At 53.1% G+C, this 17,364-nt stretch carries 19 protein-coding genes; 12 read left to right on the top strand and 7 right to left on the bottom strand.

The window, feature by feature from the left end; translation table 11 throughout:
• The first annotated feature begins 120 nt into the window (after positions 1-120).
• Positions 121-942, top strand: a complete 822-nt coding sequence (locus tag AC1DUO_RS07625; RefSeq protein ID WP_013576399.1) for a pyridoxal phosphatase — start codon at positions 121-123, stop codon at positions 940-942.
• A gap of 56 nt (positions 943-998) precedes the next feature.
• Here AC1DUO_RS07625 and AC1DUO_RS07630 read toward each other — a convergent pair whose 3' ends face one another.
• Positions 999-1,268 carry a helix-turn-helix domain-containing protein gene (locus tag AC1DUO_RS07630; protein ID WP_119261840.1) on the bottom strand — a complete coding sequence of 90 codons (270 nt, stop codon included), beginning with the start codon at positions 1,266-1,268 and terminating at the stop codon, positions 999-1,001.
• 144 nt (positions 1,269-1,412) lie between these two features.
• Between AC1DUO_RS07630 and AC1DUO_RS07635 the strand changes: the two genes are divergently transcribed.
• Complete coding sequence (locus tag AC1DUO_RS07635; RefSeq protein WP_013576401.1) at positions 1,413-1,676, top strand: helix-turn-helix transcriptional regulator; 264 nt, start codon at positions 1,413-1,415, stop codon at positions 1,674-1,676.
• A gap of 12 nt (positions 1,677-1,688) precedes the next feature.
• Here the strand turns inward: AC1DUO_RS07635 and modC are convergent, their stop codons facing one another.
• From modC to AC1DUO_RS07655, 4 genes are all read right to left on the bottom strand, one after another.
• On the bottom strand, positions 1,689-2,750 hold the full coding sequence (modC, locus tag AC1DUO_RS07640) for a molybdenum ABC transporter ATP-binding protein ModC (RefSeq protein ID WP_015690239.1): 1,062 nt from the start codon (positions 2,748-2,750) through the stop codon (positions 1,689-1,691).
• Position 2,751: 1 nt separating this feature from the next.
• Complete coding sequence (gene modB, locus AC1DUO_RS07645) at positions 2,752-3,441, bottom strand: molybdate ABC transporter permease subunit (RefSeq protein ID WP_013576403.1); 690 nt, start codon at positions 3,439-3,441, stop codon at positions 2,752-2,754.
• 177 nt (positions 3,442-3,618) lie between these two features.
• Positions 3,619-4,392, bottom strand: coding sequence for a molybdate ABC transporter substrate-binding protein (modA, locus tag AC1DUO_RS07650; RefSeq protein ID WP_013576404.1), 774 nt, complete (start codon positions 4,390-4,392; stop codon positions 3,619-3,621).
• A 195-nt stretch (positions 4,393-4,587) separates the two neighbouring features.
• Positions 4,588-4,743: an AcrZ family multidrug efflux pump-associated protein gene (locus AC1DUO_RS07655; RefSeq protein WP_013576405.1), complete on the bottom strand. Its 156-nt coding sequence runs from the start codon at positions 4,741-4,743 to the stop codon at positions 4,588-4,590.
• A gap of 189 nt (positions 4,744-4,932) precedes the next feature.
• Here AC1DUO_RS07655 and modE point away from each other — a divergent pair, with 189 nt between their 5' ends.
• Positions 4,933-5,715 carry a molybdenum-dependent transcriptional regulator gene (gene modE / locus AC1DUO_RS07660; protein ID WP_015690240.1) on the top strand — a complete coding sequence of 261 codons (783 nt, stop codon included), beginning with the start codon at positions 4,933-4,935 and terminating at the stop codon, positions 5,713-5,715.
• Between the two features lie 121 nt (positions 5,716-5,836).
• Positions 5,837-7,306, top strand: a complete 1,470-nt coding sequence (modF, locus tag AC1DUO_RS07665) for a molybdate ABC transporter ATP-binding protein ModF (protein WP_119261841.1) — start codon at positions 5,837-5,839, stop codon at positions 7,304-7,306.
• On the opposite strand, the gene AC1DUO_RS07670 is transcribed toward modF, so the two are convergent.
• Positions 7,260-8,090: an MFS transporter gene (locus tag AC1DUO_RS07670; protein WP_119261842.1), complete on the bottom strand. Its 831-nt coding sequence runs from the start codon at positions 8,088-8,090 to the stop codon at positions 7,260-7,262. The two genes, modF and AC1DUO_RS07670, sit on opposite strands and share 47 nt — an antisense overlap.
• Before the next feature lie 138 nt (positions 8,091-8,228).
• Between AC1DUO_RS07670 and AC1DUO_RS07675 the strand changes: the two genes are divergently transcribed.
• The 8 genes from AC1DUO_RS07675 (at position 8,229) to AC1DUO_RS07710 (ending at position 16,606) form a co-directional block, all read left to right on the top strand.
• Positions 8,229-9,176 carry a LysR substrate-binding domain-containing protein gene (locus tag AC1DUO_RS07675; RefSeq protein WP_119261843.1) on the top strand — a complete coding sequence of 316 codons (948 nt, stop codon included), beginning with the start codon at positions 8,229-8,231 and terminating at the stop codon, positions 9,174-9,176.
• 200 nt (positions 9,177-9,376) lie between these two features.
• A complete protein-coding gene (galE, locus tag AC1DUO_RS07680) occupies positions 9,377-10,393 on the top strand; it encodes a UDP-glucose 4-epimerase GalE (RefSeq protein ID WP_013576410.1) in 1,017 nt (338 codons plus the stop codon).
• 19 nt (positions 10,394-10,412) lie between these two features.
• Entirely contained in the window at positions 10,413-11,462 is a 1,050-nt protein-coding gene (galT, locus tag AC1DUO_RS07685) for a galactose-1-phosphate uridylyltransferase (protein ID WP_013576411.1), read from the top strand.
• Positions 11,462-12,610 carry a galactokinase gene (galK, locus tag AC1DUO_RS07690; protein ID WP_013576412.1) on the top strand — a complete coding sequence of 383 codons (1,149 nt, stop codon included), beginning with the start codon at positions 11,462-11,464 and terminating at the stop codon, positions 12,608-12,610. The genes galT and galK overlap by 1 nt, the downstream gene beginning before the upstream one ends.
• Positions 12,604-13,650 (top strand): galactose-1-epimerase, encoded by a 1,047-nt coding sequence (gene galM, locus AC1DUO_RS07695; protein WP_015690244.1) that lies wholly within the window; start codon positions 12,604-12,606, stop codon positions 13,648-13,650. Before galK ends, galM begins: the two co-directional genes overlap by 7 nt.
• Before the next feature lie 151 nt (positions 13,651-13,801).
• Positions 13,802-14,134 (top strand): PsiF family protein, encoded by a 333-nt coding sequence (locus AC1DUO_RS07700; RefSeq protein WP_037037122.1) that lies wholly within the window; start codon positions 13,802-13,804, stop codon positions 14,132-14,134.
• A gap of 207 nt (positions 14,135-14,341) precedes the next feature.
• Positions 14,342-15,094, top strand: a complete 753-nt coding sequence (gpmA, locus tag AC1DUO_RS07705; protein WP_013576415.1) for a 2,3-diphosphoglycerate-dependent phosphoglycerate mutase — start codon at positions 14,342-14,344, stop codon at positions 15,092-15,094.
• 246 nt (positions 15,095-15,340) lie between these two features.
• Positions 15,341-16,606, top strand: a complete 1,266-nt coding sequence (locus AC1DUO_RS07710) for a DUF1479 domain-containing protein (RefSeq protein WP_119261844.1) — start codon at positions 15,341-15,343, stop codon at positions 16,604-16,606.
• Between the two features lie 264 nt (positions 16,607-16,870).
• Here AC1DUO_RS07710 and AC1DUO_RS07715 read toward each other — a convergent pair whose 3' ends face one another.
• Positions 16,871-17,218, bottom strand: coding sequence for a hypothetical protein (locus tag AC1DUO_RS07715; protein WP_477986951.1), 348 nt, complete (start codon positions 17,216-17,218; stop codon positions 16,871-16,873).
• Between the last annotated feature and the right edge of the window lie 146 nt (positions 17,219-17,364).

Raw genomic sequence — 17,364 nt, forward strand, 5'->3', positions numbered from 1 at the left:
CTCAGGTTAGCACGATACGACGGCACCTTTAGTGCCGGATACCCGGTTTAATTAGCAGGCTAAAAAAGGTAATATGGCGATAATTTCCCCTTATTCCCCCTCACTTACGATGGACTGCTCATGACTTATCGCATTATTGCGCTCGATCTCGACGGGACGCTGCTGGACCGCCAAAAACGTATCCTTCCAGAATCCCTTGCCGCACTGGCCGATGCCCGTGCACAGGGAATCAAAGTGGTCGTCGTGACCGGACGCCATCATGTCGCTATCCATCCGTTTTATCAGGCATTGCAACTCGATACACCTGCTATCTGCTGTAACGGCACCTATTTGTATGATTATCAGGCACGTAAGGTCTTAACTTCTGATCCGCTGGATCCGGTCAAAGCAAAAAAAGTGGTCGACTTGCTGGAATATCACGGCATCCACGGTCTGTTGTATGTCGATGACGCCATGCTGTATCAGCAACCGAGCGGCCACGTCAGCCGGTCCATTGCCTGGGGGCAAACCCTGCCGGAACATCAGCGCCCAAACATTATTCAGGTGAACAGTCTTCGCGAAGCCGCTGATGATGCGCAGTCGATCTGGAAATTCGCCACCTCACATCAGGATCTCGATGCCCTGCATACGTTTGCCTCGCAGGTTGAAAACGAGCTGGGTCTGGCCTGCGAATGGTCATGGCATGATCAGGTGGATGTGGCGAAAGGAGGCAACAGCAAAGGTCGCCGCTTGCAGGAATGGGTCGAATCGCAGGGTATGAGCATGCAGGATGTGGTGGCGTTCGGTGATAACTACAACGACCTGAGCATGCTGGAAAATGTCGGTCTGGGCGTGGCGATGGGCAATGCAGCAGATGCTATCAAAGAACGTGCCGCACTGGTGATTGGCGATCACGAAACACCCGGCATCGCTGAAGTTATCCGTAATAAAGTGTTGAACTAATTTTACCAATGCACCTTCCTCTGCCACAGAGGAAGGTGTTTTTTTATGCAGGATAATCAGTCGTTTTTCAACGTCTTATTTCTGACCGGCCGGACGGCGCGGGTAATTAATTGCTTATTCTCGTCGAAGTACCGGCTGGGCCAGATCACCGACGGATGGATATCCAGAGCCTGAGCAATGATCAGTTCCCCTTTCGGCCACGGACGCGCCAGCGCATTGGCCAGTGTGGATGAGCCTAAACCGGCTTGACGCGAGACCGCCGCCAGTGAGGATTTTTTCTTACGTAATGCAGCAATGATATCTGCCGGATGCCAGTCATTTTCCATTTTTATCCCTCTTCCTTATGTTGTTTGTTCAACTATCTGAATTGTGAATTACACTGACATATAACGATGTCCAGTAACTCTAAACAACAATAATGTTAAGTGATGCTAAACATAACGTCAATACAGTTTCTATGGTTATTGATAATGATCCCACATCGACTGAAATCCGCACGGACAAAAGCCAGACTTACGCAGGAAAAATTGGGTGTTTTAGCCGGAATAGATGAGAGCACTGCGCGTTCGCGGGTGTCGCAATATGAAAACGGCACGTACAGCCCGAACTTCGACACCATGTGTCATTTCGCCCGGGTGCTTAACGTGCCGGAATGCTATTTCTATATTATTGATGACGCGTTTGCCGAAGAGGTTCTGGTGCTTTACGCCGCCTTTAACCCGTCAGAAAAGTAAGACGCAATACGATTAACGACTGACCGACACACTTTTGATCTGCGCATACAACCACTGGCCTGCGCGGATCATCAGTTCGTCCCGCGCCCACGGCGAGATCCGCGCCCAGATGATGTGATCGGCCATCGCCAGTTTGACCTCCACCTGATTCCCCAGATCCAGACATTCGAGCACTTTCGCTGGCAGAATATTGCGGATACTGCTGTTGTTAGCCGTCGGTTGCAACACCAGCGAAACGTCCGTGGAATTCACGCGAATGCGCAACGCCGTGCCGGGCGCCTCTTCGACTTTACTGATCCATAAACGCTGATCGCCAATCGCCAGTGCGGTCATTTCATAGCGCGGATGATGTTCCAGTACGCTGACATTCAGCACGCTGCTTTGCTCTTCTTTCGGCAGCCACGGCCGCATCACATTGCTCGCCCACACGTCTTCCAGCGTGCCCATTGCCAGCACTTTACCGCCGTCGAGCACCAGCACTTTTTCCGCCAGACGTAAAATCTCATCGAGGCTGTGCGTCACATACAAAATCGGAATGCTGACTTCCTGCGCCAGACGCTCCAGGTAAGGCATCAGTTCGCGTTTACGCGGGATATCGAGCGCGGCCAGCGGCTCATCCATCAGTAAAATTTCCGGTGCTGTCAGCAGCGCACGACCAATTGCCACCCGCTGTTTCTCGCCACCTGAAAGCGTGAGCGGGAAGCGGTCCAGCAAGGGGGTGATACCGAGCAACCGCACGATGTTATCGAACTGTCCGCGCATCGACGGCGCCATGCCGTATTGCAGATTGCCTTTCACACGGTAATGCGGGAACAGTCGCGCATCCTGAAAAACATAACCGACGCGGCGTTTTTCTGGCGGCAGGAAAATGTTGTTTTGCTTATCCGATAAGATGCGGCCGTTCAAGGTAATGCGGCCACTATCAGGTTGGGTCAGGCCGCCGATCGCATTAATCAGCGAGGTTTTTCCTGCGCCTGACAAACCAAAAATGGCCGTTATCCCCTGCGCCGGTAAGGTCTGCGACACCTGTAATTCCAGGCTGCCCAGCGTCTGGCTGAAATCGAGTTCAAGCATGTCAGCCTCCCAGCCGGATACGGCTGCGTTTTGCCAGCCAGTCAGAAATCAGCAATGCCGCCAGAGACAGCAGGATTGCCAGCACGCAAAGCCGTGCGGCAGCGCCTTCCGCGCCCGGCGTTTCAATCAGGGTATACATCGCCAGCGGAATGGTGCGGGTCTCACCCGGAATATTCGAGACGAAGGTGATCGTTGCACCAAACTCGCCCAGCGAACGGGCAAATGCCAGCACCACGCCGGCAATGACGCCCGGCACAGAAAGCGGCAGTGTGATGGTGAAAAAGACCCGCCACGGCGAAGCACCGAGCGTGCGGGCGGCGAGTTCAAGTTTGGGGTCAACCGCCTCCAGCGACTGGCGTATCGCCCGCACCATCAGCGGAAATGCCACCACCGCCGAGGCCAGCACTGCACCGTGCCAGCTGAAACTGAAGCTGAAACCAAACCATTCGTACAGACGCTGGCCGATAAAGCCGCGCCGCCCCATCACCACCAGCAGCAAATAGCCAATCACCACCGGCGGTAATACCAGCGGCAAATGAATAATACTGTCGAGCAGGGACTTGCCGGGAAAGCGGCCGCGGGCGAGGACCCACGCCATCAGAATACCAAGCGGCAGACTGCAAACAACGGCCAGGCTCGATACTTTCAGACTAAGAAGTACCGCCTGCCACTCATATTCACTCAACATCATGTCGGTTTCTTAATCCTGAATTTATGTGTCGCAGAGATAAAATATCGGCAAAAATTTCGCAGGCTTTAATTTACGTCAAAGTATAGAGAATCACACACGGGGAAAGAAACCGGGATGGACAGATAAAGCCTCCTGGCGCAGCGCAGGCTTTATCTGTTTTCAGCAACAGCGATGAACTTAGCCGCGAGGCGTGAAACCGTATTTTTTGAAGATTGCAGCCGCTGCCGGGGTTTTCAGATAATCATAAAAACCGCTGACGGTGGCATTTTCGTGCCCTTTCACCATCGCCATCGGATACTCAACCGGCTTATGGCTGGAGGCAGGGAAAATACCGATCACTTTCACTTTTTTACTGGCGACGGCGTCAGAACCATAAACTATGCCCACTGGCGCTTCTTCGCGTTCAACCAGCGCCATGGCCGCACGGACGTCGCTGGCGCGCGCCAGTTTAGGTTCCAGCGTGGTCCAGGCCCCCAGTTTTTGCAGCGCTTCTTTGGCATAAATCCCGGCCGGGACATGATCAGGGTCACCCACCGCCAGGCGGCTGTCGCCCGTCAGTTTGGTCCATTCGGTTTTCTCAGAGATGTCGACTTTGTTGATTTTGCTGTTAGCCGCAGAAATCAGCACCAGTTCGTTGCCCAGCAACGTGTAACGGGTGTTATCGACCATCTGCTGCTTGCTGATGGCATAATCCATCCATTGCTGATCGGCAGAAATAAACAAATCTGCCGGCGCGCCCTGTTCAATCTGGCGGGCCAGTGTCGAAGATGAGGCGAAGGATGAGACCACCTGCACGCCTTTTTCTTTCTGGTATTGGGTGGCGATATCCTGCAAAGCATTGGTGAGTGATGCAGCGGCAAACACCGTGATTTTCTCTGCTGCCTGCGCCTGAACGCCAAGCCCTGCGACCAGAATGGTTGCGGTGAATACTTTACCCCATTGATATGTCATCGTTTTCCTTCGCCTTTATGAAGAGATATTTCGCTATGTAATCTTTAATATAGCGCGACGAAAAACGATGTCATTCATTTTTATGAATCAGGGGGAGATAACCTATGTTTTTTTGATCTGAACTATAAAAAGAAAACCCGGAAAAAAGAAAACCCGGCGCAAGGGCCGGGTTCCGGAAACAAACAGTCTCATTAATCAGTAATGAGGTTTCTCACGGGATTCTTTAGAGTGGCCCACGTGTGAAATGATGTTGAATACTTCGCCCAGTCCCCAGATCAAGCCCAGGATCACAGCGATGAAGACCGGCACCATGATGGCAGCGAAAATCAAACTTTCTAATAGTTCTAACATGATAGCCTCACTTAACTGGCTGAATCGCCCTGAGGCGATGTTGGACTTCGTACATGAAGTCAAAAACGAAAAATCAAACTGTTGCGGATAATAACAGCACGGGACGGTAATTACTTTAGCATTTAGCCAACTTGCCTGCCTGCAGGTTTAGCGGCGACAATAAGCCATGATTCTAACAAGGAAGCTGCGATGCAAGCCGAAATTCTCTTAACCCTTAAACTTCAGCAACGTTTGTTTGCCGATCCGCGCCGTATTGAATTACTGCGGCAGGTGCGCCACACCGGTTCAATCAGTCAGGGGGCTAAGCTCGCGAACATCAGTTACAAAAGCGCCTGGGATGCCATCAATGAAATGAATCAGCTTGCCGATCAGACGCTGGTCGATCGCAGCACCGGCGGGAAAGGCGGTGGCGGCGCAGTGCTGACACCTTACGGCGAGCGCCTGATCCAGCTTTATGAATTACTGGCGCAAATCCAGCAAAAAGCCTTCGACGTGCTAAAAGAGGATTCGCTCCCTCTCGACAGTTTGCTGGCGGCCATTTCACGCTTCTCCCTGCAAACCAGCGCGCGCAACCAGTTCTTCGGCAACGTGATTGAACGCGATAACAGCACCGTTCAGCAGCATATTGATGTCCTGCTGGCTGACGGCAAAACAAAAATCCGCGCCGCGATCACTGAACAAAGCGCAGACCGTCTGGCGTTAACGCCCGGCAAGGAAGTGCTGGTGCTGATCAAAGCGCCCTGGATCACCCTTGGCTTCACCGCAGAAAATCCGCATAACGCCTTGCAGGGCAGTGTCACCCACATCCAGCGCGGTGAAAACAACAGCGAAGTGCTGATGAAACTGCAAAGCAGTGAAATTCTGTGTGCGACGGTACCGAATGCCGAAGCCGATAAACTGGCTCTGAAAAACGGTCAGAGCGTTTACGCGCAGTTTGATGACGACAAAGTGATCCTGGCCACCCTGTGCTAAAAGCAGAATTTAATCAGTATCTTGCAAAATCAGCGTTTTCATTTTGCAGATTTGTCAATTGACTTGCGAAGGTGCAGCGCTTATCCCTTGTTTTATAATCATTTGAAAATGAGAGATTAAGATGTCGTCGTTACATATCTCGCAAGGCGTTTTCCGTCTCAGTGATACCCGAACCCTCACACTTTCTGATCTGAATATCCAGCAGGCCGACAGCTGGGCGTTTGTCGGCTCAAATGGCAGTGGAAAATCCGCACTGGCACGAGCGCTGGCAGGCGATTTAACCCTGCTGAAAGGTACCCGGGAAAACAATTTTCCGCATATTGTGCGTCTCTCATTCGAACAGTTGCAGAAGCTGGTGGCCGATGAATGGCAGCGTAACAACACCGACTTACTGAGCGAAGGTGAAGACGATACCGGCCGCACCACCGCTGAAATTATTCAGGATGAAGTGCGCGACCCCGCCCGCTGTGCTGCCCTTGCCGCACAGTTTGGTATTGAGAAATTGCTCGACCGCCGTTTCAAATATTTATCGACCGGCGAAACGCGCAAGACACTGCTGTGCCAGGTGCTGATGCAAAAACCCGATTTGCTGGTGCTTGATGAGCCGTTCGATGGCCTCGACGTCAACGCCCGGGCGCAACTGGCACAGTTGCTGGAAACCTTGTCCGGCGAAGGTCAGACGATGGTGCTGGTGCTTAACCGCTTTGACGACATTCCTGCATTTGTGAAAAATGTCGGCGTTCTGGCTGACTGCACGCTGGCCTCGGTGGGTGCGCGCGAACAGGTGATGGCTGATGCGCTGGTCGCGCAACTGGCACACAGCGAAAGCCTGAACGGCATGGCTGTGCCGGAAGCAGAAGATCCGACAGCCCGCGTCAGTCCGCCTGCCGACAGCCCTTTGATCGTACTGCGTGACGGCGTGGTGCAGTACAACGACAAGCCGATCCTGCACAATCTGAGCTGGCAGGTCGATCACGGTCAGCACTGGCAGATCACCGGCCAGAACGGTGCCGGGAAATCCACCTTACTGAGCCTTATCACCGGCGATCACGCACAGGGCTACAGCAATGATCTGACGCTGTTCGGTCGCCGGCGTGGCAGCGGTGAAACCATCTGGGACATCAAACGCCATATCGGCTACGTCAGCAGCAGTCTGCATCTGGATTATCGCGTCAGCACCAGCGTGCGCAATGTCATTACTTCCGGCTTCTTCGATTCGATCGGCATTTATCAGGCGGTATCTGACCGGCAGAGATTGCTCACCTCGCAATGGCTGACACTGCTCGGACTGGACGGCGATGCCAGTGATAGCCCGTTCCACAGTTTATCCTGGGGACAACAGCGGCTGGCGCTCATCGCCCGCGCGCTGGTCAAGCATCCGGCGCTGTTAATTCTGGATGAACCTTTGCAGGGTCTGGATCCGATCAACCGCCAGCTGGTGCGCCGTTTTGTCGATATTCTGATCGGCGAAGGCGAAACCCAGTTGCTGTTTGTTTCGCATCATGCGGAAGATGCGCCGGAATGTATTACTCACCGGCTGAGCTTTATTCCTGATGGCGAAATCTACCGTTATCAGATTGACGCGCTGTAACGTTATTTTGCTTCGCCTTTGCGGGAACCATCAGCGCGGTCACGACACCAGCCAGCGCCAGTGCCGCCAGCAATGCAAATCCGTTTTCAATCCCCTGCTGGCCGGGGTTATTTCTCAGTAGCAGAATGAGCAGTGCCAGTATCACTATGGTACTGCTCACCCGAACCCAACCTCCCAGCAGGATTGCATAATGGTATTCGTCCCCGGTGAGCAGATCCCTTTCTGCCGCGGCGGCCTGGCGAACCATACCCGCCCCGAATCCGGTCAGTAACAATCCCGGCAGCAGCACCGGCCAGAACGAGGGTGTCATCGCCATCCCCTCCAGTCCGCCCGCCACAATCATAAAACCCCACAGCAAGGTGCGGGCAGATGTCATTCTCCGCCCGAGCTTTTCGCTGAGCGCTTTGCCCGGCAGCATTATCAGCAATAAGGCAACAAAGCTGAGAATAATGCCCGGTACGCCCAATCCGTAAAGCTGATACATCGCCACCGCCAGCATGAACCACGTGGCATAAGTGACCGCTGTGACGAAAATACGCGTCCAGAGACTTATCTGTAACAGCAACGACGACCGCAGATGACGTGGCAGTAGCGGTTCGGGGTGATAACGTTCGCTGATGATAAACAGTACAAAAAAGAGTGCGGCAGCCCCCGCCAGCGAGTGGGACAGCGGTGTGTCCAGACCGTAAAAGGCGACGCTCAGCAGTGTCAGCGCCAGGTTCAGCACAAACAGCGTGCCCAGCGCAGAAGCCAGCAACGGCATGGGTAATTTTTTGGCGTTCATAGCAAGTTCCTTTATCAACATTCATCGGCTCAGCAGATGAATATGCTTCATCTTCATCGTGTTGATAAAAGAGCTTACACCGCCTATTTTAGCTAACTCAAAGTCATAGATTTCAGCAATGGATGAAAATAACTCATCATGAAGAAGATCCGTTTACCGCCGCTGGGTTCGCTCAAAGCGTTTGATGTCGTGGCGCAGCAAAGGAGTTTCAAACGCGCGGCAGAAGATATCGGCGTGACGGCCACCGCCATCAGCCATCAGATCCGTGTGCTTGAAGACGCACTGGGCACGGCGGTGTTTGAGCGCAGCGCCCGTGAGGTCAGGCTAACCGCTGCGGGGAAAATTCTGCGCCACGCCACCCGGCAGGCATTTGCCGGATTACAGGCAGCCGTCGAAGAAATCCATCACGCCGGGTTGCCTGCGGCACTGACACTGACCACCACGTCCAATTTCCTGACGCACTGGCTGGTGCCGCGGCTGGCGGACTTAAAAGCCGCAGCGCCCGAAATGGATTTACGCCTGCACACCGGCATCGAACTGGTGGATTTAACCCGTAATACCGTGGATGTGGCGATCCGTTACAGTGAATCCGCCAATGAAAGCCTCGATTCAACGTTGCTTTATCACGACACTTTTGTGCTGGTTGCCAGTCCTGCACTGGCGCTGAAAACGATGGAAGATCTGAAAGAGGTGACGTTGTTTCATGTGGAAAACCGTCATATTCCCCATCCTTCTCCCGACTGGGAAAACTGGAAAAAACACGTCGGTCCCGCGCAATTAAATACCGACAGCGGCCTGCGCTTTACAGATGAAACCCATGCCATTCAGGCGGCAATTGCCGGTCAGGGCGTGGCGATTGTCAGCAGTTTGCTGGCACATGACTTCATTGAAAAAGGCATTCTGACCACGCCATTCCCTCAATATCTTCCCGGCGCAAACTATTATCTGGTGACCGCAAAAGAGAAAGCACTGCGCGAGGACATCGTGACGCTCCGCCGCTGGTTACTGGACAAAATGTCGGCATTTCCCCGGCTGGAGTCTGAAAATGAGCACGGAAAACTGATTCAGACAAAGCATAAATGTTAGTGTAAGCGATTACACAACCCATCCTTTCTGGATTACTGCCGGCTGCAGAAGGCTTTCTGCATGGCACGCAGCACCTGTTGAGTCATGTTGAAAGGTGGTAAACTGTTTGTGTAAGCGATTCCATTTTATTGGGGATGGATCACCTTTTTCAGCCTTGCAGCGTGATATCGTTGCATCAAGATAATCATCGGGGAGCTCTTATGTACGTCTTAGTCACAGGTGGTAGCGGTTACATCGGTAGTCATACTTGCGTGCAACTGATTGATGCAGGCTTTACGCCAATCATTCTTGATAACCTTCATAACAGCAAAGTCAGCGTACTGGAACGCATCCACAGCCTGACCGGCAAAACGCCGCTGTTCTACGAAGGTGATATTCGCGACCGCGCGCTTCTCGATAAAATTTTCAGTGAGCACCCTGTTCATTCCGTCATTCATTTCGCTGGCTGGAAAGCCGTGGGTGAATCGGTGGCAAAACCGCTGGCTTATTATGACAACAACGTCACCGGCACGCTGGTGCTGGTTGAAGCCATGCGTGAAGCTGGCGTTAAAAACCTGATTTTCAGCTCTTCGGCGACCGTGTATGGCGATCAGCCAAAAACGCCTTACGTCGAAGATTTCCCGACCGGCAATCCGTCCAGCCCGTATGGCCGCAGCAAACTGATGGTCGAGCAAATTCTGCAGGATGTGCAGCGTGCAGAACCTGAATGGAGCATTACGCTGCTGCGTTACTTCAACCCGGTCGGCGCACATCCGTCTGGCCTGATGGGTGAAGATCCCCAGGGCGTGCCAAATAACCTGATGCCATTTATCGCGCAGGTAGCGGTAGGCCGTCGTGAGTCCGTGGCGATTTTCGGCAACGATTATCCGACCCCGGACGGCACCGGCGTGCGTGATTATATCCATGTGGTGGATCTTGCCGACGGCCATCTGGCGGCAATGAAAACCCTGCACAACAAAGCGGGCGTACATATTTATAACCTGGGCGCGGGCTTCGGCCACAGCGTGCTGGATGTGGTAAATGCCTTCAGCAAAGCCTGCGGCAAGCCCGTGAATTACAAGTTTGCACCGCGCCGTGAGGGCGACTTACCGGCTTACTGGGCGGATCCGACCAAAGCGGCGAAAGAGCTGAACTGGAAAGTCACCCGAACGCTTGAAGACATGGCCAACGATACCTGGCTATGGCAGTCGAAAAACCCGCAAGGCTACCCGGACTAAGGTGCACTAAGGAAAGTTTATGACCACGTTTAACCCGATTGATCACCCGCATCGCCGCTACAACCCGCTGACCGATCAGTGGGTGTTAGTCAGCCCGCACCGCGCAAAACGTCCGTGGCAAGGCCAGCAGGAAGCCGTTTCGCAGGAAACGCTGCCTGCGCATGACCCGGACTGTTTCCTGTGTCCGGGCAACACCCGTGTGACTGGCGATGTGAATCCGAAATACACCGGCACGTTTGTGTTTACCAATGATTATGCCGCGCTGATGCCGGATACCCCTTTTGCGCCGGAAAGCGACGATCCACTGATGCGCGTTCAGAGCGCACGCGGCACCAGCCGGGTGATCTGTTTCTCGCCGGATCACAGCAAAACGCTGCCACAACTGTCGGTTGAAGCCCTGACGGAGATCGTCAGAACCTGGCAGGAGCAAAGCGCGGATCTGGCAAAAACCTATCCATGGGTGCAGGTTTTTGAGAACAAAGGCGCGGCGATGGGATGCTCCAACCCGCATCCGCATGGTCAGATCTGGGCCAACAGCTTCCTGCCTAACGAAGCCGAACGCGAAGATCGCCTGCAACGCACCTATCTTGAACAGCAAGGTTCGCCGATGCTGCTGGATTACGTGCAGCGCGAACTGGCCGATGGCAGCCGTACGGTGGTCGAAACCGAACACTGGCTGGCGGTGGTGCCTTACTGGGCAGCGTGGCCGTTCGAAACCTTGCTGTTGCCGAAAGTTCACGTCAAACGCATTACCGAACTGAGCGATGCACAACGCGGTGATCTGGCGCTGGCGCTGAAAAAGCTGACCAGCCGTTATGACAACCTGTTCCAGTGCTCTTTCCCGTATTCGATGGGCTGGCATGGCGCGCCATTTACCGAAGACGACAACGAACACTGGCAGTTGCACGCACATTTCTATCCGCCGTTGCTGCGTTCAGCCACGGTGCGCAAATTTATGGTCGGCTACGAAATGCTGGCTGAGACCCAACGCGACCTGACAGCGGAACAAGCCGCCGAGCGTCTGCGGGCGGTGAGTGATGTCCATTATCGTGAGGCCGGAGAAAAATAATGAAACTGAAGACCAAAACCCTGGAAATCTTTGCCGATAAATTCGGCTACCCTGCCACCATTACCATCAAAGCACCGGGCCGTGTAAATCTGATCGGCGAACATACCGATTACAACGACGGTTTCGTGCTGCCATGCGCCATCGATTATGAAACAGTGATTGCCTGTGCACAGCGTAATGACCGCACCATCCGCGTGATCGCCGCCGATTTCGATAACGACGAAGACAGCTTCTCGCTCGACGAGCCTATTTTGCACAGCGATGCGCACCCGTGGGCCAACTACGTGCGTGGCGTGGTGAAGCATCTGATGCTGCGTAACAAAGATTTCTCCGGCGCGGACATGGTGATCAGCGGCAATGTGCCACAGGGTGCAGGCCTGAGTTCATCCGCATCGCTGGAAGTGGCGGTCGGTCAGGCGCTGAAATCATTGTACGATCTGCCGCTGGACGGCGTTGCGCTGGCACTGAACGGTCAGGAAGCGGAGAACCAGTTTGTCGGCTGTAACTGCGGCATTATGGATCAGCTTATTTCTGCGCTGGGCAAAGAAAATCATTCACTGCTGATCGACTGTCGCTCGCTGGAAACCCGTGCAGTGTCCATGCCGAAAAACGCCGCGGTGGTCATTATCAACTCCAACGTGAAACGCGGTCTGGTGGACAGCGAATACAATGCCCGTCGCGAACAGTGCGAAGTGGCGGCACGCTTCTTTGGCGTAAAAGCGCTGCGTGACGTTGACCCTGCCCTGTTCTTCTCCATTCAGGATGAGCTGGATCCGGTCGTTGCCCGCCGTGCACGTCACGTCATCACAGAAAATGACCGTACGCTGGCAGCAGCTGATGCGCTGGCCAGTGGCGACCTGAAACGTATGGGCGAGCTGATGGCAGAATCTCACGCCTCAATGCGTGATGATTTTGAAATCACCGTGCCGCAAATCGATAAGCTGGTGGAAATCGTTAAAGAAGTGATTGGCGATAAAGGCGGCGTGCGCATGACCGGCGGCGGCTTTGGCGGTTGCATCGTGGCGCTGGTGCCGGAAGACATGGTGGAGAAAGTCCGTCATGCCGTTGAACAGCAATATCACGCGCACAGCGGTCTGAAAGAAACCTTCTACGTTTGCACAGCTTCCCAAGGAGCAGGCATATGTTAAAACCTGAAAACACGCAACTGGCGCCCGATGGCCAGCCGTTTGAACAGGTTACGCTACAGAATGCGGCAGGTGCCACCGCCACATTCATGGACTGGGGCGCGACCTGGTTGTCCTTTACCCTGCCGCTGACGGATGGCTCCACGCGTGAACTGCTGCTGGGCTGCCAGTCACTGCAGGAATACATGAACCAGAGCGCGTATCTGGGCGCGACCGTCGGACGTTATGCCAACCGTATCGCCCGCTCGCAGTTTGATATTGACGGCAAACCGCATCTGGTGGTCGCCAATCAGGGCGTGCATCAGCTTCACGGCGGGCCGGAAGGTTTCCATGCGCGTCGCTGGACTATTCTCGAACAGACCGCGCAGAAGCTGACGTTCCAGCTATTTTCGGCCGACGGCGATCAGGGTTATCCGGGCAACATGACGGCGAAAGTGCATTACCAGCTGACTGACGATAACCGTCTGGAAATCCGTTACGAAGCGACGGTTGATAAGCTATGCCCGGTCAATCTGACCAATCATGCCTATTTCAATCTCGACGGCGAAGGCACCGATGCGCGCCAGCACAAGCTGCAACTGTTTGCGGACCGTTTCCTGCCGGTCGACAGCGATGGCATTCCTTGTGCGGATCCGACCCCGGTTGAAAACACCGGCATGAATTTCAACGCAGCCAAAACGCTGGCGAAAGATTTCCTCACCGACCGCGACCAGCAACGCGTGAAAGGCTATGACCACGCCTATCTGCTCAACCGCACCTGCAACAGCGGCAGCAATCCGGCAGCGCATTTGTGGTCTGCCGACGGCAAAGTCAAAATGACAATGTTTACGTCTGCGCCCGCCGTGCAACTCTACAGCGGTAATTTCCTGGGCGGAACACCGAACCGCAGCGGCGGTGAATACGCCAGTTACAGCGGTGTCGCGCTGGAAAGCGAATTTCTGCCGGACAGCCCGAATCACGCCACCTGGCCGCAACCGAGCTGCTGGGTCAAACCGGGTCAGACGTATAAATCCTCGACGACGTATCAGTTCTTCGCGTTGTAATTCGTTCAGGACAGGGCTTCCAGGCTCTGTCCTTTTCCCAAACTTCTTCGAATTTGTGACTGACTGCGCATCTGCTTCCGCACTTTCTCAGCTAAACATCTAAACTCAGAGGGTGTCCTGCATAAAAGGACGTTTATTAAGGAGTTTTGATATGCGTTTACCTGTTGTGCTATCCCTGCTGGCAACGCTGTGCGCGGCGGGTTCCGCTCTGGCGGCGGACCCGGTGAAAGTCCCTTCTCCTGCTCAGACTGAGCAACGCCAAAAAATGACCGATTGTAATCAGCAGGCCACTACGCAGTCCCTGAAAGGGGATGAACGTAAAAAATTCATGAGCAATTGTCTGAAAGCAGAGGCTAAAACTGACGATAAAATGAATCCTCAGCAGATGAAAATGAAAACCTGTAATGCCGATGCCGCGAAGCAAAATCTGAAAGGTGATGCGCGTAAATCCTTCATGAGTACCTGCCTGAAAAAAGCCAGCTGATCACGCTGACCTGCTTGTACAAAACGCGCTGTCAGGGTGACCTTCTGCGCGTTTTGTTTTACATCGTCGCAGCAAATTCGTTATGTTTAATACAAACAGCGTCCCGCAAAGATTTCCTGAGGAAGTTTCAGATTGCTGAGTGGGATGCCCAGACCCTATAATGATAACTGTTATCATTGAAAATTGAGTTAACTGAGGAGTTTAGCTATGGCTGTAACCAAGCTGGTGCTGGTAAGACACGGTGAGAGTGAGTGGAATAAAGAAAACCGCTTTACCGGTTGGCATGATGTTGAACTGTCCGATAAGGGCCGCACCGAAGCAAAAGCTGCTGGTCAGCTGCTGAAAGACGAAGGCTTCCAATTCGATTTTGCATACACCTCTGTGCTGAAACGTGCCATCCACACACTGTGGAGCGTTTTGGACGAACTGAACCAGCCATGGCTGCCAGTTGAGAAATCCTGGAAACTGAACGAACGTCATTACGGTGCGTTGCAGGGTCTGGATAAAGCAGAAACTGCACAGAAATACGGTGACGAGCAAGTTAAACAATGGCGTCGTGGTTTTGCTGTGACGCCACCAGAACTGGATCGCGCTGACGAACGTTTCCCTGGCCACGACCCACGTTACGCTAAACTGACTGCGGCAGAACTGCCAACGACAGAAAGCCTGGCGCTGACCATCGAACGCGTCATCCCTTACTGGACTGAAGTGATCAAACCACGCATCGCCAGCGGCGAGCGCGTCATCATCGCGGCACACGGTAATTCCCTGCGCGCACTGGTTAAATATCTCGACGACCTGAGCGAAGAAGAAATTCTGGAACTGAACATCCCTACCGGTGTTCCACTGGTTTACGAGTTTGACGAAAACTACAAACCAATCAAACGTTACTATCTGGGTAATGCCGACGAAATCGCAGCGAAAGCAGCGGCCGTGGCAAACCAGGGTAAAGCGAAGTAATTTCACGTTTTCTTCTGCGTTAAGCAGGAAGATTGGCAAGGCACGCACACGCGTGCCTTTTTTGTTTTCTGAATCCGACACTCCCCCGCCCTTATCCGGATTTCCGGTAAATCCTCCCTGTTGTGAAAATCGTGATCCAACGCCGGCTTTTCAGATAACAGTTTTGCTACATTCATTTAAACTTTCGAATGAAAGTAATTTAATATTCGTACGAAATAATCATTTCAGCAACCTGCCGGAGGTTTTATGGATAACAGATTTACGTCAACGACATTACCTGTTGATTATAAAAAGAATATTATCGAGATGAAAAAACAACTCCGCGCACAGATTAGCGATGTTGAAGGACTCTTCCGTCAGGTATGCGAAAAAATTGAAACGGAGATCGCCGCAGCACGGGCGGAGGAGGCAGCGAACGGGACTGCATGGCCACAAATCAGCTGGGCAGCGCTGGCGGAAGGCCGGGTTTCTGATGCGCAAATTGCTCAGGTGAAACGCCGCGGCTGTCTGGTGGTCCGTCAGACATTTGACCGCGATGACGCGCTGGCGATGGATAAATCCATGCTGCATTACCTCGATGCCAACCATTTCGATGAGGTCTACCGCGGGCCGGGTGATAACTTCTTCGGATCGCTGGAAGCTTCCCGGCCTGAAATTTATCCGATCTACTGGTCTCACGCGCAAATGGAAGCCAGACAGAGCCAGGAAATCGGCACGGTTCAGTCATTTTTAAACCGTCTCTGGAAGTTCGGGGACCATCAGGGCGCATGGTTTAATCCTGACGTAAATATTATCTATCCGGACAGGATCCGCAGGCGTCTTCCGGGCACCACTTCTAAGGGGCTGGGCGCGCATACCGATTCCGGCGCGTTAGAACGCTGGCTGTTACCGGCGTATCAGAAAGTCTTCCGCAAGATTTTCACCAACCGTTTTGAGGAATACGATCCATGGGATGCGGCTTTCAGACCCGACGTCAATGAATACGATGTGGAAAACACGACGAAATGCTCAGCGTTCCGGACATTCCAGGGCTGGACTGCGCTATCTGATATGCAAACCGGACAGGGCTTGCTGCACGTCGTTCCGGTGCCTGAGGCGATGGCGTATGTGCTGCTGCGTCCGCTGCTTGATGATGTGCCGGAAGATGAACTCTGTGGCGTTGCGCCTGGCCGCGTTTTACCTGTTTCAGAAAAATGGCATCCGCATCTGATTAAAGGCCTGTGCAGTATTCCGGAACTTCAGGCGGGCGACTCGGTATGGTGGCATTGTGACGTCATTCATTCCGTCGCGGCGGTTGAAGATCAGCAAGGATGGGGAAATGTGATGTACATTCCAGCCGCGCCGCTGTGCGAAAAGAATGTCGCTTATGCCCGTAAGGTACACGAAGCGCTGAAGACAGGCGCTTCACCAGCGGATTTCCCCCGCGAAAACTATGAAGCAAACTGGACAGGCCGATTCCTTGAACGAGATCTCAACGCTAACGGACGGCTGGGCGTAGGGCTGAAGAAGTAACTCCGCGGCTACGTTTTCAGTAATGCATAAAACAATAAGCCCCGATAATTAACCGGGGCTTTGACTTTCTCATCAGGCAAAATCAGAAACACGTTAGCACTGAAAATAACGTTGTATTAATTGCGCAAGGAAAGCCATAAACAAGCCAAACCACAAGATTTTGATAAACCAGCGAGCGTACCGCCAGAGATAACGTTCCCTTTCATTAGCTTTGTGAATGGCTTTATCCAGTTCGTCTTCTGTCATCATCCTGCTCTTGCTTTATCAGGTATTTGAATCTTCTACTATCCTGATATTCATCCGTTTAATACGTGAGTAAATCCACAATCCCAGGCAAATAAATGTTCCAAAGAATAGCGTGAACACTTGTGACATTAAGCAGGCAAGGACCGGCGCGGTGATAAACGCTGTAATGCCATAGACGTATTCGCCATTCAGTAAAATCACGTCATACCCAAAAGCCCCCATAATTCCCATCAGCAAACCCACAGGTAAGGCTGCAAACAGCATGCCGACAGACACCAATTTATAGACAGTCCCGGCGGTTAATGCCGATCGTTTAAGGATCAGTTGACCGATCCGGTGGCTCGTGTAAAAAGGGTTCATGCTCATCATGGACCCTTTTTAAATGGAACTTTCACAAGCTCTCGGTATTATCAATCTTACTGCCCCCGATGAAGTTCAAAGCCTCGCTGACCTCCTGTCTCCTGACCTCATTCAGCAAGCTTTTTCTCTCACTGACACCGTCACCCTACGCA

The organism is Rahnella sp. P4_A8 (genome assembly GCF_056402435.1).